20 protein-coding genes are annotated in these 22227 nt (G+C 70.3%); 15 read left to right on the top strand and 5 right to left on the bottom strand.

Going from position 1 to position 22227, the window contains the following annotated elements; genetic code table 11:
* The first annotated feature begins 89 nt into the window (after positions 1–89).
* The 4 genes from FK268_RS07875 to FK268_RS07860 all read left to right on the top strand — a co-directional run bounded on the left by FK268_RS07875 (position 90) and on the right by FK268_RS07860 (position 7232).
* On the top strand, positions 90–2798 hold the full coding sequence (locus tag FK268_RS07875) for an MGH1-like glycoside hydrolase domain-containing protein (protein ID WP_146432849.1): 2709 nt from the start codon (positions 90–92) through the stop codon (positions 2796–2798).
* A gap of 185 nt (positions 2799–2983) precedes the next feature.
* Positions 2984–4264 (top strand): lysine N(6)-hydroxylase/L-ornithine N(5)-oxygenase family protein, encoded by a 1281-nt coding sequence (locus tag FK268_RS07870; protein WP_146432847.1) that lies wholly within the window; start codon positions 2984–2986, stop codon positions 4262–4264.
* Entirely contained in the window at positions 4261–5097 is an 837-nt protein-coding gene (locus tag FK268_RS07865) for a GNAT family N-acetyltransferase (protein WP_146432846.1), read from the top strand. Before FK268_RS07870 ends, FK268_RS07865 begins: the two co-directional genes overlap by 4 nt.
* On the top strand, positions 5094–7232 hold the full coding sequence (locus tag FK268_RS07860) for an MMPL family transporter (protein WP_146432844.1): 2139 nt from the start codon (positions 5094–5096) through the stop codon (positions 7230–7232). Before FK268_RS07865 ends, FK268_RS07860 begins: the two co-directional genes overlap by 4 nt.
* Here FK268_RS07860 and FK268_RS07855 read toward each other — a convergent pair.
* Both FK268_RS07855 and FK268_RS07850 read right to left on the bottom strand, forming a co-directional pair.
* On the bottom strand, positions 7210–8181 hold the full coding sequence (locus tag FK268_RS07855) for a magnesium transporter CorA family protein (protein WP_146432842.1): 972 nt from the start codon (positions 8179–8181) through the stop codon (positions 7210–7212). The two genes, FK268_RS07860 and FK268_RS07855, sit on opposite strands and share 23 nt — an antisense overlap.
* A 10-nt stretch (positions 8182–8191) precedes the next feature.
* Positions 8192–8572: an MmcQ/YjbR family DNA-binding protein gene (locus tag FK268_RS07850; protein ID WP_146432840.1), complete on the bottom strand. Its 381-nt coding sequence runs from the start codon at positions 8570–8572 to the stop codon at positions 8192–8194.
* A 23-nt stretch (positions 8573–8595) separates the two neighbouring features.
* Between FK268_RS07850 and dapB the strand changes: the two genes are divergently transcribed.
* The 9 genes from dapB to FK268_RS07805 all read left to right on the top strand — a co-directional run bounded on the left by dapB (position 8596) and on the right by FK268_RS07805 (position 16337).
* Positions 8596–9339, top strand: a complete 744-nt coding sequence (gene dapB, locus FK268_RS07845) for a 4-hydroxy-tetrahydrodipicolinate reductase (RefSeq protein ID WP_146432838.1) — start codon at positions 8596–8598, stop codon at positions 9337–9339.
* A complete protein-coding gene (locus FK268_RS07840) occupies positions 9336–9815 on the top strand; it encodes a hypothetical protein (protein ID WP_146432836.1) in 480 nt (159 codons plus the stop codon). Before dapB ends, FK268_RS07840 begins: the two co-directional genes overlap by 4 nt.
* Entirely contained in the window at positions 9815–10267 is a 453-nt protein-coding gene (locus FK268_RS07835; protein ID WP_193560251.1) for a flavodoxin family protein, read from the top strand. Before FK268_RS07840 ends, FK268_RS07835 begins: the two co-directional genes overlap by 1 nt.
* A gap of 113 nt (positions 10268–10380) precedes the next feature.
* Positions 10381–11577, top strand: coding sequence for an HNH endonuclease (locus tag FK268_RS07830; RefSeq protein ID WP_306461488.1), 1197 nt, complete (start codon positions 10381–10383; stop codon positions 11575–11577).
* A gap of 24 nt (positions 11578–11601) precedes the next feature.
* Entirely contained in the window at positions 11602–12147 is a 546-nt protein-coding gene (locus FK268_RS07825) for a DinB family protein (protein ID WP_146432832.1), read from the top strand.
* Positions 12144–12950: a thymidylate synthase gene (locus tag FK268_RS07820; protein ID WP_146433451.1), complete on the top strand. Its 807-nt coding sequence runs from the start codon at positions 12144–12146 to the stop codon at positions 12948–12950. Before FK268_RS07825 ends, FK268_RS07820 begins: the two co-directional genes overlap by 4 nt.
* A complete protein-coding gene (locus FK268_RS07815; RefSeq protein ID WP_146432830.1) occupies positions 12950–13420 on the top strand; it encodes a dihydrofolate reductase in 471 nt (156 codons plus the stop codon). The genes FK268_RS07820 and FK268_RS07815 overlap by 1 nt, the downstream gene beginning before the upstream one ends.
* 43 nt (positions 13421–13463) lie before the next feature.
* A complete protein-coding gene (gene dapA, locus FK268_RS07810) occupies positions 13464–14369 on the top strand; it encodes a 4-hydroxy-tetrahydrodipicolinate synthase (RefSeq protein ID WP_146432828.1) in 906 nt (301 codons plus the stop codon).
* 3 nt (positions 14370–14372) lie between these two features.
* Positions 14373–16337, top strand: a complete 1965-nt coding sequence (locus FK268_RS07805) for a ribonuclease J (protein WP_146432827.1) — start codon at positions 14373–14375, stop codon at positions 16335–16337.
* Between the two features lie 644 nt (positions 16338–16981).
* On the opposite strand, the gene FK268_RS07800 is transcribed toward FK268_RS07805, so the two are convergent.
* Genes FK268_RS07800 through FK268_RS07790 form a run of 3 tightly spaced genes read right to left on the bottom strand, consistent with a single transcriptional unit; the run spans position 16982 to position 18740 of the window.
* Positions 16982–17560 (bottom strand): hypothetical protein, encoded by a 579-nt coding sequence (locus FK268_RS07800; RefSeq protein ID WP_146432825.1) that lies wholly within the window; start codon positions 17558–17560, stop codon positions 16982–16984.
* On the bottom strand, positions 17557–18138 hold the full coding sequence (locus FK268_RS07795) for a hypothetical protein (protein WP_146432823.1): 582 nt from the start codon (positions 18136–18138) through the stop codon (positions 17557–17559). The genes FK268_RS07800 and FK268_RS07795 overlap by 4 nt, the downstream gene beginning before the upstream one ends.
* Positions 18138–18740 (bottom strand): hypothetical protein, encoded by a 603-nt coding sequence (locus tag FK268_RS07790; protein ID WP_146432821.1) that lies wholly within the window; start codon positions 18738–18740, stop codon positions 18138–18140. Before FK268_RS07790 ends, FK268_RS07795 begins: the two co-directional genes overlap by 1 nt.
* A 96-nt stretch (positions 18741–18836) precedes the next feature.
* Between FK268_RS07790 and FK268_RS07785 the strand changes: the two genes are divergently transcribed.
* Both FK268_RS07785 and FK268_RS07780 read left to right on the top strand, forming a co-directional pair.
* Positions 18837–19454, top strand: coding sequence for a TIGR03085 family metal-binding protein (locus FK268_RS07785; protein ID WP_146432819.1), 618 nt, complete (start codon positions 18837–18839; stop codon positions 19452–19454).
* A gap of 74 nt (positions 19455–19528) precedes the next feature.
* Complete coding sequence (locus FK268_RS07780) at positions 19529–22177, top strand: FtsK/SpoIIIE family DNA translocase (protein WP_146432817.1); 2649 nt, start codon at positions 19529–19531, stop codon at positions 22175–22177.
* Positions 22178–22227 lie beyond the last annotated feature (50 nt).

Here is a 22227-nt window from a genome sequence, read left to right as displayed (position 1 = left end):
TGTACCACTGTCGCGCTGCGGGAACGGGCGCGCGGCGCGGGATCGCGCCGGACGCAGCGGCGACGCGCGGCGTGTAGGAGGATTCTCGGGTGCACACCGAGACGACAGCCGAACACCGCCGCCTCGCGGAGAGCCCCGGCCCGGACGGACCGTGGCGACTGTGGGGCCCGTACCTCGCCGGGCGGCAGTGGGGCACCGTCCGCGAGGACTACAGCAGCAATGGAGACGCGTGGGAGAGCTTCGGCTTCGAGCAGGCGCACCGCCGGGCGTACCGCTGGGGTGAGGACGGGCTCGGCGGCATCTGCGATCGGTACGGATTCCTCAATCTGGCCGTCGGCCTGTGGAACCACCACGACCCGATCCTCAAGGAGCGGCTCTTCGGACTGACCAACGCGCAGGGCAACCACGGCGAGGACGTCAAGGAGTACTGGTGGCCCGTCGACGGGACGCCCACCCACAGCTGGATGCACTGGATGTACCGGTACCCGCAGGCGGAGTACCCCTACCAGCAACTGCGTGACGCCAACGCGGCGCGGGACCGGACCCAGCGCGAGTACGAGCTCGCCGACACCGGTGTGCTCGCCGACAACAGGTTCTTCGACGTGCACGTGCGCTACGCCAAGGCGGCGCCCGACGACGTCTGCGTGGAGATCGAGGCCGTGAACCACGGACCGTCGGCGGCCCCGCTGGACCTGCTCCCGCAGCTCTGGCTGCGCAACACCTGGACCTGGGGCCACGATGCGCGGCGCGGCGAGATCACCCGCGTCGAGGCGCCGCAGGCCGGCGGGCTGGAGGCGGTCCGCGTGACGCACCAGTGGCTCGGCGAGTACCACCTCGCCGCGGAGGGATCCCCGCAGGTGCTCTTCTGCGACAACGAGACCGATGCGGTGGAGCTCTTCGGCGCCGCCGCGAACGCCTCGCCCTACCCCAAGGACGCGATCACCAAGCGCGTGGTGCACGGCGACGAGGCCGCGGTGAACCCGGAGGGCCGCGGCACGAAGGTCGCGCTCTGGTACCGGTTCGCCTCGGTGCCCGCGGGCGAGAGCGTCACCGTGCGGCTGCGGCTCGCGCGGACGGCACCGTCACTCGACACCTTCGGTCCGGGCTTCGACGCCGTCTTCGCGGACCGTCGCGAGGAGGCGGACGAGTTCTACGGCACCGTGATCCACGAGGACGTGCAGGGCGAGGACCGCGCCGTGGCCCGCCGTGCCTACGCCGGGATGCTGTGGAACAAGCAGCTCTACCGGTACGACGTGGAGTCCTGGCTCGAGGGCGATCCCGCCGTGGACCCCGCGCCGTCGGAGCGGTCCGATCCTGGCCGGCGCAACACCACGTGGAAGCACTTCTCGCTGGCCGACGTGATCTCCATGCCCGACGAGTGGGAGTACCCCTGGTTCGCGGCCTGGGATCTGGCCTTCCACTGCATCCCGCTCGCGCACGTCGACCCGGAGTTCGCGAAGGAGCAGCTGGTCCTGATGTGCCGGGAGTGGGCCATGCACCCGAACGGCCAGCTGCCCGCGTACGAATGGGAGTTCGGCGATGTCAACCCGCCGGTGCACGCGTGGGCGGCGTGGCACGTCTACCGCATCGACGGCTGGCGCGACCAGGACTTCCTCGTGCGCGTCTTCACCAAGCTGCTGCTGAACTTCTCCTGGTGGGTCAATCGCAAGGGCTCCGACGACGCCGGTGTCTTCGAGGGCGGTTTCCTCGGGATGGACAACATCGGATTCTTCAACCGGTCCGCGCCGCTGCCGCCGGGGTACCGCCTCGAGCAGTCCGACGCCACGAGCTGGATGGCCTTCTACTGCCAGCAGATGTTCAAGATCGCCATCGAGCTGAGCCGGCACGACCCGGTCTGGCAGGACTGCGCGACCAAGTTCCTCGAGCACTTCCTGCAGATCTCCAAGGCCACCTACAACTTCGGTTCCCACAGCCTGTCGCTGTGGGACGACGAGGACGGCTTCTTCTACGACGTCCTCGTCCAGCCCGACGGCAGCGCTCTGCCGATGCGCGTGCGGTCCATGGTGGGCCTGTTGCCGGTGCTCGGTGCCACCGACGTCCCCGCGTGGGTGGCGCAGGAGTGCCCCGACGTGACGGCCCGGCTCAACTGGCTGCGCTCGCGCCGGCCCGAGCTCATGGACCCGGTGCTCTCCAGCGGCGACGGTGCCGGCCAGGACGGCCGGATGCTCCTGTCGCTGGTGAGCCCGGAGCGCCTGCGCCGCGTGCTGGAGCGCATGTTCGATCCGGCGGAGTTCCTGGCGCCCTACGGCATCCGGTCGCTGTCGAAGGCGGAGCAGCAGGTGACCGAGGACGTGGACGGGAACACCGTCTCCATCCAGTACGAGCCGGGCGAGTCCACCACGGGCATGTTCGGCGGCAACTCCAATTGGCGCGGGCCCGTGTGGTTCCCGGTCAACGTCCTGCTCGCTGACAAGCTGCGCACCTACGGCCGGCACTTCGGCGACTCGTTCACCATCGCGATCCCCACCGGCTCCGACAACCTGTGCACGTTGGAGGAGGCCGCCGACGTCATTGACGAGGGCTTGGTCGGTCTGTTCCGTCCCGTTGCGCGCGCCGACGGTGGCGGTACCCGCCGCCCCGCCGACGCCGGGCGGATCGAAGGCAGTGACAACCCGCTCTGGGCGCAGCACCCCACCTTCTACGAGTACTTCGACGGCGACACCGGCGAGGGGCTCGGAGCCACGCACCAGACCGGCTGGACCGGTCTGGTCGCGCACCTGCACAATCCGCGGCTGCCGATGGAGCCGCCCGGCGTCACGCCGCCGCGCGAAGGATGAAGTACGTCGCCGACGTCGGGGCGAGGAGCAGGAAGGACGGTCCGGTCCGTCGGATCGTCATCGCGCGAGAACGAGGAAACCCTGGTTGACCTTGGATTTTGAAAACGGTGTACGGGATATTTCCGGGAGTACGATCCGTCCAGGCGGATGATCGGCACCGCCCCTAACCGGTGGGAAAGGGCGTGATGCGGCAGAGGGAAGCGGCGGACGACGGAAGCGTCGTCGACGTACTGGGAGTCGGATTCGGACCTGCGAACCTGGCGCTCGCGATCGCCCTGGCGGAGCTGCCGGAGCGGCGGCGGACGGTGCGGTTCCTCGAACGACGGGAGTCCTTCGCCTGGCATCCGGGGATGCTGCTTCCGGGCGCGTCGATGCAGATCAGCTTCCTCAAAGATCTCGTCACCCTCCGGAACCAGGCGAGCCCCTTCTCCTTCGTGGCCTATCTCGGCGCCCGGGATCGCCTGGTGGAGTTCATCAACCGGTCCGTCCTGACACCCGAGCGTGCGGAGTTCGCCGACTACCTCGCCTGGGCGGCGGAGCCCTTCGCCGAGGCCGTGCGCTACGGCGAGGAGGTGACCGATCTCGTCCGGGACGCCGACGGCGCCCGCTTCGCCGTCACCCATCGCGGAGCCGACGGCGTCGAGCGGGTCACTCGCGCCCGCTCCGTGGTGGTCGCGCGGGGCTTGAGGCCGGTGCTGCCCGATTGGGCCAGGGGCCTGGACGATAGCCGCGTCTTCCACAACATCGACCTGCTGCCGCGGCTCGAGGCGTGGGGACGTACGTCGGCCGACGGCATCGGGGCCGCGCGGTTCCTCGTGGTCGGCGGCGGCCAGTCCGCGGCCGAGGTGGCCCTGCACCTGCACGACACCGGTGCTCGGGTGGACCTGGTCTTCCACGGTTTCGGGCTCGCCGACGTGGATGAGAGCCCCTTCGTCAACCAGGTCTTCGATCCGGACGTGGTCGACGAGTTCGACGCGGCCTCGCCGGAGGTGCGAGACCGTCTGCTCCAGCGGCACGGCAACACCAATTACGCCGCGGTCGAGCACGCGCTGACCCGCGATCTCTACGACCGGTGGTACCGCGAGAGCGTCACCGGCCCGCGACGACTGGGCGTGCACCGCACCAGCGAGGTCGTCGACGCGAGGACCACGGCGGACGGCCGGATCGAGGTCGACGTGCGCCGCACCACGACGGGCGAGCGCTGGACCGCGACCTTCGACGCGGTCGTGTGCGCCACCGGTTTCGAGCCGGGCGGTCTGACGGGCCTGCAGGGGGTGACGCCCGACGGCGCCGAGGTGCGCGTCGCGCGGTCGCACCGCGCCGTCATCGACGGTCAGGAGATCCCGGGGCTCTACGTCCAGGGCGCCGATCTCCCCGGGCACGGACTCGGCACCACGTTGCTGTCGAACGTCGCCGTCCGCGCGGGCGAGATCGCCCGCGCACTGCACCAGGAGGATTCGCCATGACCACGCGGACACCGGCGGGATCCGTTCTCTTCGCAGCGACGGAACGCACACCCTTCACCGTCTTCGTGGCGGAGGATCCGCGTGACATCGAGCGGGCGCAGGCCCTGCGGTACGACGCCTTCTCGACGGAGCTCGGTGCCCCACTGCCGGGGGCCGCGACGAGTGAGCGGCTCGGCCGGCCGATCGACGTCGACCGGTTCGACGAGTACAGCGAGCACCTGCTGGTGCGCCACGATCCGACCGACGAGATCGTCGGCTGCTACCGGATCATCCTGCCGGCGCCGCGTGGCGAGCGGGAGGTGTTCACCACCAGCATGTTCCGGCTCAGCCCGGCGTTCGACGCGATGGCCGACGAGGTCGCGGAATGGGGCCGCGCGACGATCGCCGCGGATTACCGGGGCGGCGTGGTCTCGATCCTCCTGCGGATCGCGCTGCTGCTCTTCTACGAACGCTCCGGCTTCCGGTACGCGATGGGCTGCATGTCGGTCCGTATGGAGGACGGCGTGCACCCCCGCGCCGCCCTCGTGCGCGCCGCGCTCGGCTTCCTCACCGACAACGACGCCCTCGCGAGCGGCGAGGTGACGGTCGAACCGATCCGGCCGGTCGCCGTCGACGGCGTCCCCATCGAGGACCTTCCGCGGCCCGCGGGGGCCGACGAGGACCTCGTGCCGCCCACCATCCGCATCGCCACCCGGTACGGCGGCGTCATCTGCGGAATGCCCTCGTACGACCCCGATTTCGAGATGGCCGACTTCCTCGTGCTGTTCGACGCGGAGCGGATGCGCCGGGTCGGCACGCTCGACGAGGTCCGCTCGTTCCTCGCGGCGCTGTGATCGCCGCGCTGACCCGGGCCGTCGCGGCGCGGCCGCGCACGGTACTGGCGGCGGCGCTGCTCGTTCTGATCGCGCTCGGGGTGCTCGGCGTCGGCGTCGGCGGCGCGCTCAAGAGCGGCGGGAGCACCGACCCGCGAGCCGAATCCGCCCGCGCCCAGACGGTCCTCGAACAGGACTTCGGCCGCGGAGGCTCATCCCTCGTCCTCACTCTGCGCACCGACACCGCCGACGCCGCCGGGGCCGCGGCGCAGTACGGACGCATCATCACCGAGTCGCTGCGCCGCGCCCCGGCGGTCCAGTCCGCCCTGTCCGCCTGGACCGACCCCACCGCCGCGCCCCGGCTGACCTCGACCGACGGCAGGACCGGCCTGGTGGTCGCGAGCCTGTCCGGCGGCACCGGCGAGGCACCGGAGCACGCCCGCGAGATCGTCGACGGCCTTCCGCGCCCGCCCGACGGTGTGCGGCTCGAGGCCGGCGGCGAGTCGATGACCTACCTGCAGATCAACGAGCAGTCGGGCAAGGACCTGGTGCGGGCGGAACTGATCGCGCTGCCGCTCACCTTCCTCGTGCTGGTGTGGGCGTTCGGTGGACTCGTCGCCGCCGCGGTACCGGTCGTGGTCGGGATCGCGGCGATCATCGCCACGTCGGGCCTGTTACGGCTCGTGGCCGAGGCCACCGACGTCTCGGTCTTCGCGCTCAACCTGATCACCGCGATGAGCCTCGCTCTGGCGATCGACTACACGCTGCTCGTGGTCAGCCGGTACCGCGAGGAGGTCCCGGAGCGGGGGCGCGACGAGGCTCTCGTCGTCGCGATGTCGACGGCCGGCCGCACGGTGCTGTTCTCCGCCGTCACCGTCGGCCTGAGCCTGGCGGCGATGGTGCTCTTCCCGATGTACTTCCTGCGTTCCTTCGCCTACGCCGGACTCGTCGTGGTGGCCTTCACGGCGCTCGCCACCCTCGTCGTGACTCCCGCGATCCTCGCTCTCCTCGGTGACCGCATCGACCGGCTCCGCGTCGGGCGCGGCCCGCGGACGGCCGACGAGTCCCGCTGGTACCGCATGGTGACCGCCGTGCAGGGGAGGGCGATCCCGCTCGGCATCGCCGTGGTGGCGCTCCTCGTGGCGCTGGGCGCGCCGTTCCTCGCGGCCAAGCTCGGCTACCCCGACGACCGTGCGCTGCCGAGCGCGGCATCGTCGCACCGGGTCGGGGACGAACTGCGGACGGCCTTCCACCCGAATCCCGCGTCCGACGTCCTGATCCTGCTGCCCGAGGGGGCACCGTCGGGCACCGAGGACTACGCCCGGGAGCTCTCCCGCGTGGAGGGCACCGGCCCGGTGATCGGGCCCGACGGGACGTGGCTGCGCGGCGGACGCGTCGCCGACGGAGATCCGTCGGCGAGGGCCGGTTTCGCGCGACTGGTGACGGTCGCGGGGGAGTACGACCCCCGCTCCGAGGCGGGACGGTCGCAGCTCGACGCGCTGCGGGCGGTGCCGGCGCCCGCTCCGACGCTCTTCTCCGGTGCGGCGCAGGCGGACCGGGACGCCGTCGACTCGATCCTCGGCGCGGTGCCGCGTGTGCTCCTCACGATCGCGGCGACCACCTTCCTGCTGCTCTTCCTCCTCACCGGGAGCGTCCTGCTGCCGCTGAAGGCGTTGGTGCTCAACGTGCTCTCGCTCTCAGCGACCTTCGGCGCGATGGTGTGGATCTTCCAGGAGGGGCACCTCGGCGGGCTCGGAACCACCGTCACCGGACACCTCATCGCCGACATGCCGGTGCTGATGTTCTGCATCGCCTTCGGCCTGTCGATGGACTACGAGGTCTTCCTGCTCTCCCGGATCCGCGAGGAGTGGCGGAGCCGTCCGGGTCGCGACCGGGCGGCCAACGACGAGGCCGTAGCGCGGGGCATCGCGAGCACGGCACGCGTGGTCACGGCCGCCGCGCTGCTCATGGCCGTGGTGTTCGCCGCGATCGGCTTCTCCGAGGTCTCCTTCATGCGGATGCTCGGTGTGGGGCTCGCGATCGCCGTCCTCCTCGACGCGACGCTGGTCCGCCTGATCCTGCTGCCCGCCTTCATGCGGATCGCGGGCACCGCGAACTGGTGGCCGGGGCGGATCAGAGCCAGCCGCGACGCTTGAACGCGGCGTAGAGTCCGCCGGCGAGGGCGAGCATCATCAGCAGGCTCAGCCAGAACCCCCACTCCTTCCCGAAGCCCGGGTAGGGCACGTTCTGGCCGAAGTAGCCGGTGATCGCCGTGGGCACCGCGATGATCGCGGCCCAGCTGGTGAGCTTCTTCATCACGGTGTTGAGCTGGTTGTCGACCAGCGCCAGGTTGGTCGAACGCACCGACTCGACCGCGTCGCGCAGCCCCTCCGTCCAGTCGGCGGCACGCATCGTGTGGTCGTAGACGTCCTCGGCGTAGGGGAGCAACTCGTGCAGGTCGGGTGCAGCAGACACCCGGCGTAGGACCGAACCGACCACATCGCGCATCGGGAGCACGATGCGGCGCAGCTCGCCCACCTGCTTGTGCAGGTCGAAGGTGATCTGGGAGACCCGGTCGCTGGAACGACCGTCGAAGAGGATCGACTCCACGTCGTCGAGCCGCTCGTCCACCGCCGTCACTCGCGCGGTGTAGCCGTCGACGACCGCGTCCAGCAACATCAGCTCCAGCGACTTCGGGCCGTGCCGCAGCAGGTCCGCGTTGTCGGAGATGTTCGCCGCGACGTCGTCGACGGGGAAGCCGTGGCCCAGGCGCACCGTCAGCACGCCGTGCTCGAACAAGAACAACGAGAGCCGGCTCGTGGCGCCGTCCTCGGCCACCGTGTACGCCGTGACGAACATGATCTCGCCGTAGCGCAGGGACTTCGGGCGTTCGTGGATCGTGAGGGCGTCCTCCACGGCCAGCTTGTCCAGCCCCATCGACGTCACGAACGGGGCGAACTCCTCCTCGGTCGGGTCGAGCACGTCCACCCAGATCAGGCTGGGCGGTGACGCCAGAGCCCGGGTGGCCGCCTCGGTCGTGGCGTGGTGGACCACGTCGAAGCAGACGTCGGCGTCGCCGACGAAGGTCCGGATGGTCACGTCCATGATCGCAACCCTAGGACCCGTCGGGCTGCGGCCGCTCGACGAGTTCGACGAGGGCCGCCGGGGCCTGCACACAGTAGGAGTCGGTCAGGAGCTCGGCCACCTCCTCCCAGTCGGTGTGCTCGTCGACGATGATCCCGACGGTGCTCTCTCCCCAGTTCACCCGGAAGTACGGGTCGCCGAGGTTCTCGAAGGCCGGGACCTCGCCGGGCTCGGCGCGGAATATCAGTCGGAAGAGTTGGTCCTCGCCACCGAAGACGTGGGCCACCGTGGAACCGCGGACCCGCCAGCGCGTGCCCACCCAGGCCCGGTCCGCGACGCATTCCGGGAACGCCTCGAGGATGCCGGTGAGGCGGTCGATCCACTCGTCGGGAACGTCTGGTCGGGCGGTCACGGTGCAAGGGTATCGTCGGGCGCATGCTGAACGTGGGTGTCCTGGGATCCGGCGGCAAGGTTGGCCGCGCGATGGTCGATGCCGTGGAGGCGGCCGATGATCTGTCGCTGAGTGCGGCTGTCGACGCGGGTGACATGCTCACCGGCCTGCTCGACTCGAACACGCAGGTGGTGATCGACTTCACCCACCCCGACGTGGTGATGGACAACCTGAAGTTCCTCATCGATAACGGGATTCATGCCGTCATCGGCACCACGGGATTCACCGACGATCGCCTCGACACCGTGCGCGAGTGGCTCGCCGAGAAGCCCGAGGTAGGGGTGCTGATCGCGCCGAACTTCGCCATCGGCGCGGTGCTGACCATGCGCTTCGCCGCGCAGGCCGCGAAGTACTTCGACTCGGTCGAGATCATCGAACTGCACCACCCGCACAAGGCCGACGCCCCGTCGGGCACCGCGACCCGCACCGCCGAGCTCATCGCGGAGGCGCGCGAAGAGGCGGGCCGGGGCGCGATGCCCGACGCCACCTCCGCGGAGTTCGACCGCGCTCGGGGCGCCCGCGTCGACGGTGTGCGCGTGCACTCGGTGCGCGTGGCCGGCCTCGTCGCGCACCAGGAGGTGCTGCTCGGCACCCAGGGCGAGACCCTGACGATCCGTCACGACTCCCTGGACCGCAGCTCGTTCGTCCCCGGTGTGCTGCTCGGCGTGCGCGGCATCTCGTCGCGGCCCGGCCTCACGGTGGGCATCGAGCCGTTCATGGACCTGTGAGTCCCGTCGCGCGCCGGTCGGGCGGCAACCTGGGCCAGCTGCTGGTGATCGGGTTCCTCGCGGTCGCGATGCTCATGTACATCGGGCTGATCGGCGTGTGGGCGTGGATGATCGCCCGTCGCGGCGGCGGGGCCAACCTGGGCCTCGCCTTCGGCATGGTGCTCGTCGGACTCGTGGGCCTCTGGATCCTGTGGTCCGTGCTCAGCAACGGCTACGCGCATCAGAAGCTCGCCGCGCAGGCCAAGGCGCTGGGACGCGACCTCGACGTCTCGGATCTGCCGAAGATGCCGTCCGGGCGAGTGCGGCGCGATGCGGCGGACGAGCTCTTCGCCCAGGTCAAGGCCGAGTACGAGGCCGAGCCCGAGTCGTGGGTGAACGCCTACCGTCTGGCTCGGGCCTACGACTACGCAGGCGACCGATCCCGAGCGCGCGACTGGATGACGAAGGCCGTCTCGATGGAGAAGAAGGCCCGCTGATGTCCGTGCTCCTCGTGATCCACCACACGCCGTCTCCGCACTGTCAGGAGATGTTCGAGGCGGTGATCGCGGGGGCAACCGACCCGGAGATCGAAGGGGTCGAGGTGGTGCGCCGCGCCGCGCTCACGCTGTCCCCGGCGGACGTGCTGGCGGCCGACGGATACGTGCTCGGCACGCCCGCGAACCTCGGCTACATCTCGGGCGCGCTCAAGCACGCCTTCGACACGATCTACTACCCGTGCCTCGATTCGACGCGTGACCGGCCGTTCGGCCTGTACCTGCACGCGAACGAGGGCGGAGAGGGGGCCGTGCGCGCGGTGGATTCGATCACCGCGGGGCTGGGCTGGGTGAAGGCGACGCCGCACGTCGTGGTGTCCGGCAAGCCGTCGCGCGAGCAGGTCGAGGAGTGCTGGAACCTCGGCGCGACCGTCGCCGCGCAGCTCATGGGGTGAGTGCTTAGCCGCGATACTTCGTCGTCGACGATGTTCGATCGCGTTTGCATCCTCGAAAACTTGTCGGTGGGGCGGCGTAGCGTTCGCGTATGGAAGAAGATGTTGTGGTAGAGGTGAATCCGCCTCCTGGTGCGCCGGTGGCGGAGCGGTTGCGTTCGATGGAGCGGCAGCGCTGCCGGGCGGTGTTCGAGCAGTACCGCTTGGCGGCGGAGTTGCTGCGGGAGCGGGTGTGCGAGCGGGTAGCGGTGGGATTGCCGCAGGATCGGTGGCAACAGGGTGTGGCTGCGGAGGTCGGGGTGGCGTTGCACATGTCGCCGCACACGGCCGCGAGGTTCCTGGCGCGGGCGGTGGAGCTGGAGAAGCACATGCCGCACACCCGCGCTCGGTTGCGTGACGGTGATCTCTCGCCGGAGGCGGTGCCCGTGATCGTGGCGGGGTTGTCGCATCTGGACATCTGCGATCGGGAGCGGGCGGACGAGCTGCTGTGCGCCGATCCCGCGATCCTGGCCGGGTGTGGGCTGGGTCGGATCTCGGATCTGGTGAAGAAGATCGCGTACGAGCTCGACGCACAGGCGACGGTCGACCGCAACGCGGCCGCGGAGAAGGATCGCACCGTCACCATCCGGCCCCTCCCGGAGGGCATGGTCCGGGTGTCGCTGCTGCTGCCGGTGGCGCAGGGCGTCGGCGTGTATGCGGCGCTGCGCAAGCACGCCGCCACGCTTCTCGGCATCGGCGAGGACCTGCGCACACGAGGCCAGATCATGGCCGACACCGCGTTCGCCCGGATCACCGGCCGTGAAGCCACCGCCGGGCAGCCGGTACTCGTCAATCTCACCCTCCCTGCCACCGTGCTTCTCGGGGACACGCCCGGCACCGCGCACCTCGACGGCGGCGGCACCATGCCGGCGGAGATCGCCCGCAACCTCGTCGGCAAAGCCACCGCCGCCGGCATCGCCTGGGTCAAGCGATTGTTCGTGGCGCCGGAGTCGGGTGCTGTGGTGGCGATGGATTCGCGGCAGCGCTGCTTCCCCGACGGACTCGCGGAGATGATCCGCGCCCGGGACCGGTACTGCCGCACCCCGTACTGCGACGCACAGATCGCCCACACCGACCACGTCGTCTCCCACGCCGCGGGAGGTCCCACTGAGTTCGACAACGGCCAAGGCCTCTGCGCAGCATGCAACTACGCCAAAGAAGCCGCCGGCTGGCACAGCACCGTCATCGCCGACCCGAGCGGGCGGCACACCGTCGAAACCCGAACGCCCACGGGGCATGTGCACCGATCCACAGCGCCGCCCCAGGCGGCGTAGGAGGCGAAGCAATAGGGTTGCGGGGTGGCTGAAACGCGGCTTGATCTCCTGCGCTGGCAGTTCGACCTGACCTGGGCACTCGGCGAGGTGCACCTCGCCGAACTGACGCCCGACGACCTCCGCTGGGAGCCGGCGGCGCTGTGCTGGACGATGCGCCGCGGCGATGACGGCGACTGGATCGCCGACTGGGCCGAGACCGAGCCCGACCCGATCCCGGTCCCGACGATGGCATGGCTGAGCTGGCACATCGGCTGGTGGTGGAGCACCGCGATGGATCACCTCCTCGGTCGAACGGTCCGGGAGCGCGAGTCGGTGCGCTGGCCCGGGCCCGACGGGGCCGTCGCCTGGCTCACAGCGCTGCGCGACGAGTGGCTCACAGTCCTCGACGGGCTCACCGAGGAACGCCTCGACGAGGCCTCGTCGTACCCGTGGCCGGAGGACGCGGGCCTGACCGTCGGGCATCAGGTCGCCTGGGTCAACGCCGAGCTGATGAAGAACCTCGCCGAGATCGGCCAGCAGCGCCTCGCCCGCGCCGCGGCCGCAGCTTGTCAGGGTGCGCCTCTAGACTGAGGGCTGTGATCGCGACGCCCTACGAAGACCTGCTCCGCGACGTGCTGGAGAACGGCACGCACCGCCCGGACCGCACGGGCACCGGGACGCGCAGCGTCTTCGGGCGCCAGCTCCGGTACGACCTGTCCCAGGGCTTCCCGCTGATCACCACCAAGCGGGTGCACATGAAGTCCATCGCGTACGAGCTGCTGTGGTTCCTGCGCGGGGACTCGAACGTGCAGTGGCTCCAGGACAACGGCGTCACGATCTGGGACGAATGGGCGGCTCCGGACGGCGAGCTCGGCCCCGTCTACGGCGTGCAGTGGCGCAGCTGGCCCACCCCGAACGGGGAGCACATCGACCAGATCAGCAAGGCGATCGAGATGCTGCGCACGAACCCGTCGAGCCGGCGCAACATCGTCTCCGCGTGGAACGTCGCCGAGATCGAGAACATGGCGTTGCCGCCGTGCCACGCCTTCTTCCAGTTCTACGCCGCCGACGGCAAGCTCAGCTGCCAGCTGTACCAGCGCAGCGCGGACCTGTTCCTCGGTGTGCCCTTCAACATCGCCAGCTACGCGCTGCTCACCCACATGGTGGCCGCGCAGGTGGGGCTCGAGCCGGGTGACTTCGTCTGGACAGGCGGCGACTGCCACATCTACGACAACCACGTGGAGCAGGTCACCGAGCAGCTCAGCCGCGATCCGTACCCGTATCCCCGCCTCGCGCTCGCCGAGCGGTCGAGCATCTTCGACTACGAGTACGGCGACATCACGGTGCACGACTACCAGCACCACCCCGCCATCAAAGCCCCGGTGGCGGTGTAGTGATCGGCCTGATCTGGGCGCAGGCCCGCGGGGGAGTGATCGGCGCGGACGGCGGGATCCCCTGGCACATCCCCGAGGACATGAAGTTCTTCCGTGAGACCACCGCCGACGCGACCGTGCTGATGGGTCGCCGCACCTGGGACTCGCTGCCGCCGCGGTTCCGCCCGCTCCCGGGGCGCACGAACATCGTGGTCACTCGGGATCGGTCATGGCGCGCCGACGGTGCGGTGGTGCAGCACGACCCCGCGCTTCCCGGGGGTGACGTCTGGGTGATCGGCGGCGGCGAGATCTACGCGGCCACACTGCCGCACGCGGATCTGCTCGCGGTGACGGAGGTGGACGCCGACATCGACGGCGACACCCGCGCACCGTCGATCCCCGAGGGCTTCACCGCCGACGAGGACGCGGCCTGGCGCGAGTCCTCGTCGGGCCTGCGCTACCGGCACCTCACGTACCGGCGCAACCGCTAGCCAATAGCAGCTTTCCGCTGTCGGGTGGGTAGCCTTAGCGCTTATGAGTGCGACCCCGGCGACCACAACGCCCACGACCCCCTTCGGCGCGATCTCCGTGGCGATGGTGACCCCGTTCAAGGCGGACGGCACGCTGGACCTCGAAGCCGGGCAGAAGCTCGCGTCGCACCTCGCCGACCAGGGCTGCGACGGACTGATCGTCGCCGGGACCACCGGCGAGTCGCCCACCACGCAGCCGTGGGAGAAGATCCAGTTCCTCAAGGCCATCCTGGAGGCCGTCGGCGACCGCGTGAAGATCACCGCGGGCGTGGGCACCTACGACACCGACGAGTCCGCCGTCTTCGCGCGCGACGCCGCCGAGGCCGGCGCGCACGGCCTGCTCGTGGTGACCCCGTACTACTCGCGCCCGCCGCAGGCCGGCCTGCTCGCGCACTTCACGACGGTGGCCGACGCCACCGACCTGCCCGTGCTCCTCTACGACATCCCGCCGCGCTCGGTGGTCGCGATCGAGACCGACACGCTCCGGAAGCTGTCCGAGCACAAGAACATCGTCGGCGTGAAGGACGCGAAGGGCGACCTCGGGGCCGGCGCCCGGCTGATCGCCGAGACCGATCTGCAGTTCCTCTCCGGCGACGATCCGCTGAACCTGCCCTGGCTCTCCGTGGGCGCGCTCGGTTTCGTCTCCGTCATCGGGCACGTCGTCGCGCCGCAGTTGCGCGCGATGCGCGACGCCTACTTCGCGGGCGATCACGCCCGCGCCACAGACATCAACGCCTCCCTCGGGCCCGTCTACGAGGCCATGTCCGGCCTCGGCGGCGTGACCTTCTCGAAGGCGGCACTGGCCCTGCAGGGCCTTGATATGGGTGTTCCGCGCCTCCCGCAGGTGCCGCCCACCGGTGAACAGCGCGACCGGCTCGCAGCGCTACTGACCCAAGCGGGGGTGCTCTAAACAATGACCGACGGTGCAGCAGGCGGAGCCCGACGGAGCCGAAAGGCCACCCGGCAGGCCGGACCGCCTGCCGAGCCCAAGCCGGTGATCTCCACGTCGGCGGCGCGCGTCGTCGTCGAGGAGAAGGCGCCGGCGGCGCAAGCGCCCGCCGCGCAGGCTCCAGCCGCGCAGGAGGAGCAGCCGCAGAAGTCGGCCCAGCCCCGGAAGGCGGCCGCCAAGAACGGCGGCTCGCGGCGCGGTGGCGGCGGCCGCCGCGGGAACGACCGGCAGAAGGCACCGTCGGCCCCCGTCGAGCGGTTGGGCGCCCCGCCCAAGCTGCGCAAGGGCGGCATGCGGGTGGTCGCCCTCGGCGGTATCAAGGAGATCGGTCGCAACATGACCGTCTTCGAGTACGACGGCAAGCTCCTCATCGTGGACTGCGGCGTGCTCTTCCCCGAGGATCAGCAGCCCGGCGTGGACCTGATCCTCCCGGACTTCCGGTACATCGAGGACCGGATCAAGGACGTCGAGGCGATCGTGCTCACGCACGGCCACGAGGACCACATCGGTGCCGTTCCCTTCCTGCTGCGTCTGCGGCCCGACATCCCGATCGTCGGCGCGAAGTTCACCCTCGCGCTGATCAAGGCCAAGTGCGACGAGCACCGTCTGCGTCCGAAGCTCGTCGAGGTCCGCGAGGGCGAGTCGACCGACCACGGCCCGTTCGAGTGCGAGTACTTCGCCGTCAACCACTCGATCCCCGACGCGATCGCCGTGGCGATCCACGCGGGTGGCCAGGTGGCTCTGCACACCGGCGACATCAAGCTCGACCAGCTGCCGCTCGACGGCCGCCTCACCGACCTGGCGGGCTTCTCGCGGCTCGGCGACGCCGGCGTGGACCTGTTCCTCGTGGACTCGACCAACGCCGAGGTCCCGGGCTTCGTGACCCCCGAGCGCGAGATCGGGCCGGTGCTGGACAACGTGATCGGCCGCGCGAAGGGCCGCGTGATCGTCGCGTCCTTCGCCTCGCACGTGCACCGCATCCAGCAGATCGCCGAGGTCGCGATGGCGCACAACCGGCGGATCACCTTCGTCGGCCGCTCGATGGTGCGGAACATGGCGCTCGCGCAGGAGCTCGGCTACATGCACCTGCCCGAGGGCGTCGAGGTGGATCTCGACACCGCCGCGTCGCTGCCCGACGACCGGATCGTGCTCATCTCGACCGGCTCGCAGGGCGAGCCCCTGGCCGCGCTCTCCCGCATGGCCCGCGGCGAGCACCGCAACATCACCATCTCGCCGAACGACCTCGTCGTGCTCGCCAGCTCGCTCATCCCGGGCAACGAGAACTCGGTCTTCGCCGTGGTCAACGGGCTGTCGAAGCTCGGCGCCAAGGTGATCACGCAACAGAGCGCGAAGGTCCACGTCTCGGGCCACGCCAGCGCCGGCGAGCTGTTGTACCTGTACAACGCCGTGCGGCCGCGCAATGCGATGCCCGTGCACGGCGAATGGCGGCACCTGCGTGCCAACGCCGCGCTGGCCGAGGCCACCGGCGTGCCGAAGGACCGGATCATGCTCGCCGAGGACGGCGTCGTCGTGGATCTGGTCGACGGTGTCGCGAATATCGTCGGGCAGGTACCCGTCGGTCACGTCTACGTGGACGGCAACTCCGTCGGCGACGTGGGGGAGTCGACCCTGTCGGACCGCCTGGTCCTGGGGGAGGGCGGCTTCATCTCCATCAGCGTCGCCATCGACAAGGAGGGCAACGCCGTCAGCAAGCCCGAGGTGTCCGGTCGCGGCTTCTCCGACGATCCGACCGCGCTCAAGGAGGCGGAGCAGCTCGTCGAGGACGTGCTCGCCGACCTCGCCGCGGAGGGCGTCAAGGAGGCCCACCGCATCGCGCAGGGTGTTCGACGGGCCGTGGGCCGCTGGGTCGACAAGGCCTACCGCCGTCGCCCGATGATCGTCCCCACCGTGATGGTGGTAGGGGACTAGCGACCAGCTCGCCAGGCGTTCTGCGACGTCTCGCTCGGGGAACGTCGCAGAACGCTTCGGACGATGCGGCGTCGGCTACGGCTGGCGCTCGACCTTGGCGACCTGGGCGCGCAGGGTCTGCCAGAAGGCATCGCGATCCGCGGGGACACCGTCCTCGCCGATCGTGAGGACCAGCACCGTCGTGCCCCGAACGTCGGACCAGCTCGAGAGGAAGTCCGCACCGGACGAGAGAATCGACGGACGTGCGTGCTGAAGGTCGCTCGGAACACCCAGCGCTATCGGAGCTGGAGTACCCGGAGCAGGGCACCGCGTCGCGAATTCGGTGGCACGGCTCGCGACCGGACGGTCGATGACCGCTACGCGGATAGTGCTTCGACCGCGCAGCGCGGTGGCGGTCGCCGATCCGGCTACCTTGAACTCGGCTTCGAGCGCATCTCGCCGGTGGGTGCACTCCGCACTCTCCGGTCCGCCGATGCCGGCCGACGGAGTGCTCCGGTCTGCCGTGTAGTTCGTCGTGCCAGAGGGGAACTCCGCGGCGGTCAGGAGTGCGCGAACGGGTTGTACCGGTGCTGCGCTCGCGAGAGCCGGAATCGTGACGGCCGTGGTCAGGGCAAGGGCGCAGGCAGCGGCGAATCGACGTCCGTTCACGGCTGGCGTTCCACCTTTGCGATCTGCGTGCGAAGGACCTGCCAGAAGGCATCGGCATCGGCGGGACCGCGGTTGTTGGTGGTCGCCGTGACGTTGACGGAGATGCCCCGTAGGTCGACCCATGCCTGCATCTCGTCGGCATCCTTGAAGACGAACGGACGCAGACGTGTGAGATCGGCGGGGGCGGCGAGAACCGTCGAACGGGCCCTCGGGTCTACCTGGGCTTCGCACGTGGGGAAGCCCTCGGCCATCAGCGCCGCCATAGGCCGGTTCACGACGGCGACCTCGACGTCAGTGGCTCCGCGACTGGCCTGGGCGCTGGTCACCTGTGCGCCGCCGAGGCGCTCGAACATCGTGCGGATGAATCGTGAGCACGGCGTACTCGAACCCTCCGGCTCGTCGAACGGGTCCAGCGTCTCGGTCTCGACCTTGTAGCCGCTCGAACCGGGCGGGAACTCGTGGGCCGCCAGAATCGCCCGGGCGGTGTTGACCGGAGCCGCCTGGGCGACAGCGGGAACGATGGCCAGAGTCGCAACGGCGATTGCGCCTGCGACGGAGAGACGTCGCGCGATCACGGCTGTCGCTCCACTTTCGCGACCTGGGCGCGGAGCACCTGGAAAAAGGCGCCCTCGTCGGCCGGCGACGAACTGCCGCCCTCGACCGAGACGCCCACCGACGCGCCGCGGACGTCGACGACGCCCAACAGGGCCTGCCCGGCGCCGATTCGCACCACGAAGCCCTGGTAGCGACTGAGGTCGGCCGGTAGGGCCGAGGGCAGCAAGCGACTGGAAGCGGGCGTGCTCGCCGCGCAGGTGGTGAAGGCGTTTCGCATTGTCGCCGACATCGGGCGATCGATGACACTCGACTCGAGGGTGAGCGCCCCGCGACGCGCGGATGCGTCGGTGCTGCGGGCCCCCTCGAGCCTCTGATCGACGGCGTGTTCCGCGCGGCCGCAGACGGAATCGGAGACCAACTGTCCGGCCGGCTCGCCGACCTCGGCCCGTGCCTTGTACTCGGTGGAACCCGCGGGGAACTCGTGCGCGGCGAGCACGGCCTGCGCGGGGACGATCGGCGCGGCCTGGGCCAAGCCTGGGAGGCCGACGGCGGCGAGGACCGCCACCGTCGAACCGGCGAGGAGATGGCGGACGCGCATCAGCGAGCCGCCTCGGCCTTCGTGATCTGGGCGCGGAAGACCTGCCAGAACCGGTCGGTGTTGGCGGGGGTCTCGCTGAGCCCGCCGACGTAGACGTCGACGGTGCGCCCGGCGACGTCGGCGACGCCCTCGATGGCCTCGACCCGCTCGCCGCTGCGGTAGGTCAGGACGACGGGGTTGTAACGGGCGAGGTCGCCGGGCACCGGCAGCTCGGCCGCCGGGCCGTCGCAGGCGCGGGTCGCATCGCGCCAGATCGACGTCTGCACCGGGGCGATCACGGAGGTCAGCATGAGGGAGTACCCGTTGCGGGCCATGGCGCTGAAGCCCTGCGCGTTCGCGGAGGCGCGGTTCACCCGTTCGATCGCGGTGGTGCAGGCCGGTGTCGGCTTGTCCGCGCCCAGCTTCGAGGGGCGCGGCGCGCCGGTGCGGTACTCCACCGAACCCGCCGGGAACTCGGCCTGAGTGAGGACGAGCGACTTGTCCACGGGAGCGGCGGACGCCGCGGGGGCGGCCAGCGTTGCGCCCGCTGCGACGGCGGCGAGGAGCGCTGTGGCCGAGGCGAAGCGCGTGCGGCGGGACGTCGACGTTGAGTTCGCAATCATGATGTGAAGTATAGGACACTTTGACTTGATTTCAGTACGCATCGCGGGCCCGGGCGCCGCTGCGGCGCACGTCCCCACCGGACTAGGGTGACCTCTGTGAAGCCTGCCCGGAGTGAACGCGCCGCCCTCGTCGAGGCGGCCCGCGCCGCCGGTCCCGATGCCCCGACGCTGTGCGGCGAGTGGACCGTGCGGGAACTGCTCGCCCACCTGGTGCTTCGCGAAGGGCGTCCCGACGCGATGGCCGGCATACTCCTCGCCCCGCTGGCCGGATACACGGAGCGGGTGCAGGCCGAGATCGCGGCCCGTCCTTTCGACGACCTACTGGCGATGGTGGCCGGCGGTCCGCCCCGATTCTCGCCGCTGCGCCTCGTCGACGAGCAGGCCAACCTGGGCGAGTACTTCGTGCACACCGAGGACATCCGGCGTGCCGCGACGGGGTGGACCCCGCGCACGCTGGACGACGGGGTCGCGCGGGGATTGCGGTCGGTCGTCGGACGGATCGGACGGATGACCATGCGCGGCGCGCCGCTGCGAATCAGCCTCACGACGGAGGAGGGCGCCGTCGTGGCGGTCGGGCGTGGCCCCGAGGTGGCGGTCATCGGCGCGATCGGCGAGGTCACGATGTGGGCGTTCGGCCGCGATGAGGCGCTCGTGACCTTCGAGGGCGCCGACGCCGATATCGATCTGCTCGGCTCCGTGGTCCGCTCGCTCTAGCGACCCGCCGCCGGTTCAGCTGTTACAGGTGTGGCACTTGATACGAATGGGGTTGATGTCGATAGACTGCCCCCATGGCATCGAAGACCAGTACCCGCGCGCGCGGCACCGCGAACTCCCGCTCCGGCGGTACGCGCAACAGCCGCGCCGCGAGCCCCACGCGCAGCCGTCAGGCCGCCCCGCGCAGCCGCGGTAAGCAGGCTGCCGCGGCTCCGAAGGCCGCCTCGAGCGGCGGTGGGGGAGTGGCCCGCGGGCTCGGTGCGGGGTGGAAACTGCTGGCCAAGGGCGTCGGCGGGGCTGTGCGCACCGGTAGCCGCCCCGAGGCGGAGACCACGACCGGCGAGGTGACCCCGCCGCGGCCCACGCACTCGCGGGACGGGCTGGCACTCGCGCTCTTCGCCGTCGCCATCATTCTCGGTGCCGCTGTCTACTTCGACGCCGGCGGGCCCGTCGGCTCCTTCTTCTCCACCGGAGTCCGGGCCGTGGTCGGCTGGTTCGCGGTGCTCGTTCCGCCGCTGGCGATCGCGCTGGGCGTGATCATGATGCGTCGCCCGGACAACCCGGCGGCGCACGTGCGGCATCGCGTGGGCGGCGCGCTCATCGTGCTGCCCTTCCTCGGCCTGCTGCACATCGCGTCCGGCGGACCGTCGAGCTTCGACGACCGCGCGGCGGCGGGGGGATACCTCGGCTACGTGGTGGGTGGCCCGCTCACCGACGGTTTCACCGCATGGATCTCCGTGCCGCTGCTCGTCCTGGTCGCGGCGTTCGGTCTGTTGCTGGTCAGCGGTATGACGGTGCGCGAGATCGTCGATCGGCTCAAGTTCTACTTCGGTGTCGACATGCGCGAGCAGTACGGCGACGAGGAGCCCGTCGACGACGAGGATCTCGACTCGCCCTTCGCGGCCTTCGACTCCGGTCGCGCCGACACCGCGACCCGTGCGCTCTCGCCCTACGGCGACCCGTACGACAACTACCCGGCCGATCCCGAGCCGCCGAAGCGTCCCGCCCGCCGCCGGAAGACGGCGGAGCCGGTCGAGGAGGCACCGTCGGACCAGGTGACGGCGCCGATCGTCCCGGAGCCCGAGCCCTCCGAGGAGCCGACGGTGGAGGTGGCCCCGGCGACTCCGCCCGCGCGCGCACGCCGGGCCCCGGCGGTGGTCAAGGACCACACGCCCCCGCCGGCGCCGAAGTCGGAGGAGTTCACCGTCGCGCGGACGATCGACAGCGAGGACTACGTCCTGCCGCCGGCCGACCTGCTCATCGAGGGCGAGCCCGCCAAGGCCGGGACCAGCGCCAACGACGCCATGATCGACGCGATCACCGGCGTCATGGAGCAGTTCAAGATCGACGCCGCCGTCACGGGCTACACCCGCGGCCCCACGGTGACCCGCTACGAGCTCGAGCTCGGTCCCGGCGTCAAGGTCGAGAAGGTCACGCAGCTGCACCGCAACATCTCGTACGCGGTGGCGACCGACAACGTGCGCCTGCTGGCGCCGATCCCGGGCAAGTCCGCCGTGGGCATCGAGGTGCCCAACACCGACCGCGAGATGGTCCGCCTGGCCGACGTGCTGGCTTCGGACAACACGCGCAGGGACACGCATCCGCTGGTCATCGGCCTGGGCAAGGACATCGAGGGTGAGATGGTCAACGCCAACCTCGCCAAGATGCCCCACCTGCTGGTCGCCGGTTCGACGGGCTCGGGCAAGTCCAGCTTCGTCAACTCGATGCTGGTCTCGCTGCTCGCCCGGGCCACCCCGGAGGAGGTGCGGATGATCCTCATCGACCCGAAGATGGTCGAGCTGACGCCCTACGAGGGCATCCCGCACCTCATCACGCCCATCATCACCGATCCCAAGAAGGCCGCCGCCGCGCTGGCCTGGCTGGTCGAGGAGATGGAGCAGCGGTACAAGGACATGCAGGCCTCGCGCGTGCGGCACATCGACGACTTCAACCGCAAGGTCCGCTCGGGCGAGATCACGACGCCGCTCGGGTCGGAGCGCGTCTACCGCCCGTACCCGTACATCGTGGCCATCGTCGACGAGCTCGCCGACCTCATGATGACCGCCCCGCGCGACGTCGAGGAGGCGATCGTCCGGATCACGCAGAAGGCGCGCGCCGCCGGCATCCACCTGGTGCTCGCCACGCAGCGGCCGTCGGTCGACGTGGTGACCGGCCTGATCAAGACCAACGTCCCGTCGCGCCTGGCCTTCGCGACCAGCTCGCTGACGGACTCGCGGGTCATCCTCGATCAGCCCGGCGCCGAGAAGCTGATCGGTATGGGCGACGCCCTGTTCCTGCCGATGGGCGGTAAGTCGACCCGTATGCAGGGTGCGTTCATCACCGACGAGGAGATCACCTCCGTCGTCGACTTCGTGCGCAACCAGGCCGAGCCCGACTACGCCAACGGCGTGACCGAGACCAAGGTCGAGAAGAAGGACGTCGACCCCGATATCGGCGACGATCTGGACGTCTTCCTGCAGGCCGTCGAGCTGGTGGTGTCCTCGCAGTTCGGTTCGACGTCCATGCTCCAGCGCAAGCTGCGCGTCGGTTTCGCGAAGGCCGGCCGGCTCATGGACCTCATGGAGTCGCGCGACATCGTCGGCCCGTCGGAGGGGTCGAAGGCGCGCGACGTGCTGGTCACGCCCGACGAGCTGCCCGGACTGATGCTGACGCTGCGTGGAGGCGGTGCGCCCGAGCCGGTCGAGGACGAACTGGACTTCTGATACAGTCCGGAGTGCATATGTGAGGGGAGTATCCCGCTCGCGGCGTGAAC

It is taken from the genome of Tsukamurella sputi (assembly GCF_007858445.1).
In the GTDB taxonomy this organism is placed as follows: domain Bacteria; phylum Actinomycetota; class Actinomycetes; order Mycobacteriales; family Mycobacteriaceae; genus Tsukamurella; species Tsukamurella sputi.
This window is presented reverse-complemented; position numbering and strand designations above follow the sequence as displayed.

Excerpts from the sequence above, each read along its gene's own strand:
- FK268_RS07870 (WP_146432847.1), top strand. The coding sequence starts at position 2,984 with ATGCGGCAGAGGGAAGCGGCGGACGACGGAAGCGTCGTCGACGTACTG.
- FK268_RS07865 (WP_146432846.1), top strand. The coding sequence starts at position 4,261 with ATGACCACGCGGACACCGGCGGGATCCGTTCTCTTCGCAGCGACGGAA.
- FK268_RS07855 (WP_146432842.1), bottom strand. The coding sequence starts at position 8,181 with ATGGACGTGACCATCCGGACCTTCGTCGGCGACGCCGACGTCTGCTTC.
- dapB (WP_146432838.1), top strand. The coding sequence starts at position 8,596 with ATGCTGAACGTGGGTGTCCTGGGATCCGGCGGCAAGGTTGGCCGCGCG.
- FK268_RS07835 (WP_193560251.1), top strand. The coding sequence starts at position 9,815 with ATGTCCGTGCTCCTCGTGATCCACCACACGCCGTCTCCGCACTGTCAG.
- dapA (WP_146432828.1), top strand. The coding sequence starts at position 13,464 with ATGAGTGCGACCCCGGCGACCACAACGCCCACGACCCCCTTCGGCGCG.
- FK268_RS07805 (WP_146432827.1), top strand. The coding sequence starts at position 14,373 with ATGACCGACGGTGCAGCAGGCGGAGCCCGACGGAGCCGAAAGGCCACC.
- FK268_RS07795 (WP_146432823.1), bottom strand. The coding sequence starts at position 18,138 with ATGCGCGTCCGCCATCTCCTCGCCGGTTCGACGGTGGCGGTCCTCGCC.
- FK268_RS07790 (WP_146432821.1), bottom strand. The coding sequence starts at position 18,740 with ATGATTGCGAACTCAACGTCGACGTCCCGCCGCACGCGCTTCGCCTCG.
- FK268_RS07780 (WP_146432817.1), top strand. The coding sequence starts at position 19,529 with ATGGCATCGAAGACCAGTACCCGCGCGCGCGGCACCGCGAACTCCCGC.